Genomic DNA, 6,715 nt, shown 5'->3' on the forward strand with positions numbered 1-6,715 from the left:
TCTGGTTTACAACTTTTGCTCCAAGAATCTGCACAGATTTTTCTCGAAGTTGGACCTGGTTCGACTTTAAGTAAATTTGCCTCTCGTCATCCTCTCAAACACCCCCATCAGTTATTCTTCACCTGTTTAGCTCATCCCCGACAACAATTTCAATCTGATGTTGCCTTCTTACTACGCACTTTAGGTCAACTTTGGTTAGCTGGCGTATCCATCGATTGGTCTGCTTTTAGTTCTCACGAGTTTCGTCACCGTTTACCTTTACCTACTTACCCCTTTGAACGCCACCGTTACTGGATTGACTCACCACAACTAGAAGCAGAATCTCAACAAGATTACCCATTTCAAGAAATTTGGTCATCTTTGGAAGAAGTTTGCCAGCTACAAGCAAGTCAGGGAATATCAGAAGACGACATACAAAAGTATACAATTAACAGGCAGTGGTTAGATAGACTGTGTCTTGCATACATGAATCAGGGTCTAAGGCACATAGGTGCTTTCGAGCATCCTAATGAAAAATATTCTTGTCAAGATTTATCGAAGCAGTATAAAATTCATCCCCGTTACCAACAATTAATCTCGCGATGGTTACAAGTACTGGTAGAGCAAGGTCAAATACAGCAAGAGGATGAGCTGTTTACAAATCTTACGCCATGTTCCCCAGATTCAGTTGAAGCACTACTCAAAGAAGTAAGAGTAAGATGGAATGATGCACCTCAAATTATAGATTTCATCCAAAATTGTGGGGAAAATTTGGCTGCTGTACTTGTTGGGGAAAAACAGCCTTTAGAACTGTTTAATGCACTGGTATATAATCAAGCAGAAAACTCTTCTCCTGAGCTTCCTTTATTAGGTTACTACAATACTATCTTGCGAGTTAGCTTGGAAGAACTAGTCAAGTTGTTACCAGCATCAATCCATTTGAGAATGATAGAGATTGGGGGTGGTATGGGTTTGAGCACAACGGCTTTATTACCTGTACTACCTTCCAAGCAAACGAGCTACACTTTTACCGATATTGGTGCGGGTTTTTTGCTTCAAGCGCAACAAAAATTTAGTGATTACCCTTTCGTTCAGTATCGTTTATTAGATATTGAAAAACCTCCAATCGAACAAGGATTTGTACAGCATAGTTTTGATGTTGTTGTAGCTTGTAATGTCTTGCACGCAACTCGAAATATCAAACAAACTCTCGATCACGTCCACTCTTTACTCGCCCCTGGTGGTATTCTCCTCATTTTGGAAATTACTCAACCTCAACTAGATTTCGATATGACTTGGGGTTTGCTAGTGAAACCTTTAGAGGATGAACAACGCAATCCAGGTAATCCATTCTTATCAAAAGAGGAATGGCAAGAGGCTCTTAGGAAGTATGGATTTACTGAAACCACAGCTTTTCCTAAAATAGAAGCATTTGGACAACACGTTATTATAGCTCAGGTTCCAATATCAACAGAACTATCACTTGCGCCAGCATTTACAACAAGTGTTCAAGAAAACGTTGAGCAAGTGCAACTAGTGACACATAGTAAAAAACCTGATATTTCTGACTGGTTTCATATTCCATCTTGGAAGCGATCGCTACCACCGAAATTTTCACAATCTTTGCTTGATTTAAAGCAACAAAATTGTTGGTTAATCTTTATTGGCGAGTGCAATTTAGGCAAGCAAATAGTGAAACAAATCGAACTTGCAGGTCAAATTGTTGTTACTGTCCAAATAGGAGAAGAATTTGTTTGCACGAGAGAATCTTCTATTAATGGTTCTACTCGGTATTTATATACTATCAATCCTCAAGAACGAGATAGCTACAATGCTTTATTCAATGACCTTAAAGCACGCAATCTCAACCTAAAAAGAATTGTTCATTTTTGGAGCCTGACGGCAGAAAATGACACATTTTCTGGGCTCGAAGGGGTTGACCGCATTCAAGAAAGAGGTTTTTACAGTCTACTGTTTATTACACAGGAATTGGGCAAACAGTATCTAACAAATGAATTGCAGATTACTGTTATTTCCAACAATATACAAGCAGTGACGGGAGAAGAAAAGTTGTGTCCAGAAAAAGCGACTGTAATTGGTTGTGTTAAAGTCATTCCAAGAGAATACCCAAACATCTTCTGTCATAGTATTGATATTGTTCTTCCTACAAGCGGTAGCTGGCAAGAAGAAAAACTTGTAGAGCAGCTGTTAGCAGAACTCACTACTGAGACCTCCGACAAAGTTATTGCTTACCGTGGAGTGAATCGCTGGACTCAAACCTTTGAACCAATTCGCTTAAAAGAAAATGCTCAAGAAAAACCAAGATTGAGGGAAGGGGGAGTTTATCTCATTACAGGTGGACTTGGTGCTATTGGATTTACTTTAGTTACACATCTCGCTCAAAAAGTCCAAGCCAAGCTCATTCTTGTTGGACGTTCGGTTTTTCCATCTCGTGATGAATGGTCTAATTGGTTAGCAACTCACACCGAACAAGATGACATTAGTCGAAAAATTCTCAAGTTACAAGAACTAGAAGCATTTGGATCTGAAGTTTTCGTTGCTAATGCCGATGTTTCCAATCTTCAACAAATGCAACAAGTTGTTAATCAAGCCCAAGAAAAATTTGGTCAGATAAATGGTGTGATTCACTGTGCAGGAGTTCTTGGGGATAGTGCAATTCAGCGAAAAACGCGAGAGCAAGTAGAGAGCGTACTAGCACCTAAAGTCAAGGGAACATTAGTTCTTAATACTATCCTAAAAAATACTAAACTAGATTTTTTTATTCTCTGTTCATCAATTGGCTCAATTGTTCCGCTGTTTGGACAAATAGCTTATGGAGCAGCTAATAACTTTTTGGATGCTTTTGCTCACTACAAAACATCCACAGATGGTACTTTGACTGTATCCATCAATTGGTATGGCTGGAAAGAAGGTGGAATGGGAGTAGAAGGAACAAAACACGTCACACCCCATATTTTCCAAACTTTATCAAACTCAATAGCACATCCATTATTTGAGCAGTGTTTAGTTGAGGAAGAGCAAGAAATATACATTTCTAATTTCAGTGTGAATAAACATTGGATTTTTGATGAACATCGAGTTATGGGTAAGCCCACTCTTCCGGGAACAGCTTATCTTGAACTTATTCGAGCTGCTTGTGAAAAGCACGCTCAAACAAATACTCTAGAAATCCAGGAAATTGTTTTCTTAGCTCCCCTGATTCTTGAGGACGAGCGGGAAAAACAAGTCCACACAATCCTTAAAAAACAAGGAGATAACTTTGAGTTCTTGATTATTAGTCAATTGCATTCTGACTCAGGAGAATGGCAAGAGTATGCTAAGGGTCGAGTTGCTTTTAGAAGCATAAATTCCCTTACAAAATATGATTTACAAAAAATAACAGCACAATGTACTTCAGAAGAAAATACTGCGACGCAACCAATTCATCAGATTCCTTCAACAATTATTCAATTTGGATCTAGATGGAATACTGTAAAACAAGTCAACTTAGGAGAGCGTCAAGCTTTAGCACTTCTGGAACTGCCATCAGAGTTTAGTGACGATCTTGAATTTTATAAATTGCATCCAGCGTTATTAGATGTAGCAACTGGTCTTCTAGCTCATCAATTTTCCAATGGACATTATTACCTTCCTTTTTCATACAAAGGAGTGAAGGTTCAAGGAACTTTACCTCCTAAAGTTTATAGCTACGTAAAGTTGATTGAGAATAACAACTCTAGAGGTAATTTGAGCTTCAATATCAGTATTTTGGATGACCAAGGCGCTGAATTAGTCAAAATAGAAGAATACACTCTTATACAAGCAGATTTTGACCACACAGGTCTCGCCAACATTCAACCATCTGATATCTCCAGTCAGGGAACACCAGAAAACTATTATCTCACTATTTCTTCTCCAGGTAATTTAGATACTTTCACACTTCAACCTACGGCTCGCCATCAACTTGCTGCTAACGAAGTAGAAATTGAAGTTGCTGTGACTGGAATCAATTTTCAGGAAGTACTCATAGCGACTGGCTTATTTCCTATCCCTGGTGATTCTGAATTTAAATTTGGTTACGAATGTGCGGGTAGAATAGTTGCTTTAGGAAAGAATGTTGAGGGTTTTAAGATTGGTGATGAAGTCATCGCTTTTAGTCGTTCATCTTTCAGCAGATACATAACGGCTTTAGCCGATTTCGTCGTAGTAAAACCAAAAAATATTAGCTTAGAAGAAGCAGCAACAATTCCTAGTGCCTTCTGGACAGCTTACTACTCCTTGGTTAAAGTTGGCAGGTTATGCAAAGGTGAAAGTGTTCTCATTCATTCAGCGGCTGGAGGTGTCGGTCTGGCAGCTGTACAAATTGCCCAGTACATAGGAGCAGAAGTCTTTGCAACAGCAGGTTCTTCAACAAAACGAGAGTTCTTGCGCTCAAAAGGTGTTAAGTATGTCATGGATTCTCGATCCTTAGCTTTTGCTGATGCAATCATGAGCATCACCCAGGGTAAAGGTGTGAACGTAGTTTTAAACTCGTTAGGAGGAGAATTCATCGAAAAAAACCTTTCTATTCTAGCCTCATATGGTCGCTTTTTAGAATTGGGTTTGCGAGATATCTTCAAAAATACTAAGATTGGCCTCTTACCTTTTGAAAAAAACTTGACTTTCTCTGCGATTCATCTGGATCTGGAAAATCCCAACTTTAATTGCTTGAGCCGCGAAATTATACAGCACTTCCAAGATGGTCATTTTAGCCCCCTACCTTATCAGGTGTTTCCTATTACAAAGGTTGCAGATGCTTTTGAATACATGCTGCAAGCAAAGCATATTGGTAAAATTATTGTATCTCAACAGAATAGAGACGGTTTAAAAATCTCATTGCCTTTACAAAATAAAACGCACTCGAAAAAGCAAAACTCTGCATCTTTTTCTGACTCATTATCTAACTCAAACTTATCATTGGCACCTGAACCATCTTCAAATGGATTCCACAATGATTTTAAAGAAGACTGGTTACTACCTTCAGAAGGGATAGAAGTTTTTCAACGGATTCTCAGTAATACGCTGCCACAAGTTGCAGTATTAAGTAGTAACTTATTGAATCTAAATGAACAAAGCACTCCATATGATCAACAAAGCTTCCTTAAAGCTTTAGAAAAGACAAAAGGGCTACAAAATAGGCAATCACTTTACCAGCGACCTCAATTAAATAATGAATTTGTTGCTCCTAGAGATAAAATAGAGCAACAGATTGCTGAAATTTGGCAAGAGGTTCTTGGAATTGAGGAAGTAGGTATCCACGATAATTTCTTTGAATTAGGTGGAGATTCCTTGCAAATAGTTCAAGTCGGTAGCAAATTACAGAAAAAACTCAACATTAATTTACCCACAACAGATGCATTTGAATATCCAACTATCAGTGCCTTAGCTAAATATCTCAGTGGAGAACAATCTGAAGAATTAGTATCTCAGCAAAGCGAGCAACGTGCCACCAGGCTAGAAGAAGCTATTGAAGAAGACGAGCAAATGATTGAAGAAAGGAGAAAGGCCCGTGAGTAACCGCGAAAACAACTCTTTAAAAGGTATAGCCATAATTGGTATGATCTGTCGTTTTCCGGAAGCCAAAAACATTGATGAATTTTGGCAGAATCTATCTCAAGGACGGGAATCTATTTCTTTCTTCACGGATGATGAATTAGAAAATGCAGGAGAAGACGCTGCTGTGTTACGTAATCCTAACTACGTCAAAGCAGCACCAATTCTTTCAGATATTGATATGTTCGATGCTTCCTTCTTTGATATTTCTCCCAGAGAAGCTGAAGTCATGGATCCACAACAACGGCTTTTTTTGGAATGTGCTTGGGAAGCATTAGAACACGCAGGCTATGACCCTGAAAGGGAAAAAAGATGGATAGGTGTTTATGCGGGTAGTAATTTAAGTACGTATTTTCATTACAATCTCAGTTCTCATCATGACCTGTTTGAAGAACTGAGTACGCAACTTTTCATTGGCAATGATAAAGACTATGTTCCCACTCGAGTTTCTTACAAATTAAATTTGAAAGGGCCTAGTCTCAATATTAATACTGCTTGCTCTACCTCATTAGTTGCCATCCATGCAGCATCTCGGAGTTTATTGAACTACGAATGTGATATGGCATTAGCTGGTGGTATCACAATCAAAGTTCCGCATTTGACGGGTTATTTATATCAAAAAGATGGTATTTCTTCTCCTGATGGACATTGCCGTGCCTTTGATGCTAATGCAGGAGGTACGGTTATGGGTAGTGGGGTTGGTATTGTGGTTTTGAAGAGGTTGAAAGATGCTCTAGCAGATGGAGATCATATCTACGCAGTCCTCAAAGGGTCAGCTATTAATAATGATGGTTCGGGGAAAGTTGCTTTCACTGCACCTAGCGTGGTCGGTCAAGCAAAAGTGATTGCTGAGGCTCAAGCGATCGCAAAATTCGATCCGGAAACAATCACTTATATTGAAACTCACGGAACAGGTACAAAGCTAGGAGACCCCATTGAAATCAGCGCACTTAAGAAAGTATTTAACGCCCATACTCAGAAAAAAGGCTTTTGTGCTATTGGTTCAGTGAAAACAAATGTTGGTCACTTGAACTCAGCAGCTGGTGTAGCTGGTCTGATCAAAGCAGTACTGGCGCTACAACATAAGATGATTCCGCCCAGCTTACACTTTGAAACACCCAATCCAACAATAGACTTTGAAAAT

Annotated in this window: 2 protein-coding genes; both read left to right on the forward strand. The window is 39.0% G+C overall.

Features of this window, described 5'->3' with window-relative positions; genetic code table 11:
- Positions 1-5,535: SDR family oxidoreductase (locus B4U84_RS26365; protein WP_165490362.1), on the forward strand; the 5,535-nt coding region annotated here is incomplete at its 5' end.
- Between the two features lie 40 nt (positions 5,536-5,575).
- Positions 5,576-6,715 (forward strand): beta-ketoacyl [acyl carrier protein] synthase domain-containing protein (locus B4U84_RS26370; protein WP_242677730.1); only part of this gene is annotated, 1,140 nt, incomplete at its 3' end.

The sequence above is a fragment of the Westiellopsis prolifica IICB1 genome, from assembly GCF_004323185.1.
Taxonomy (GTDB): Bacteria; Cyanobacteriota; Cyanobacteriia; order Cyanobacteriales; family Nostocaceae; genus Pelatocladus; species Pelatocladus prolificus_A.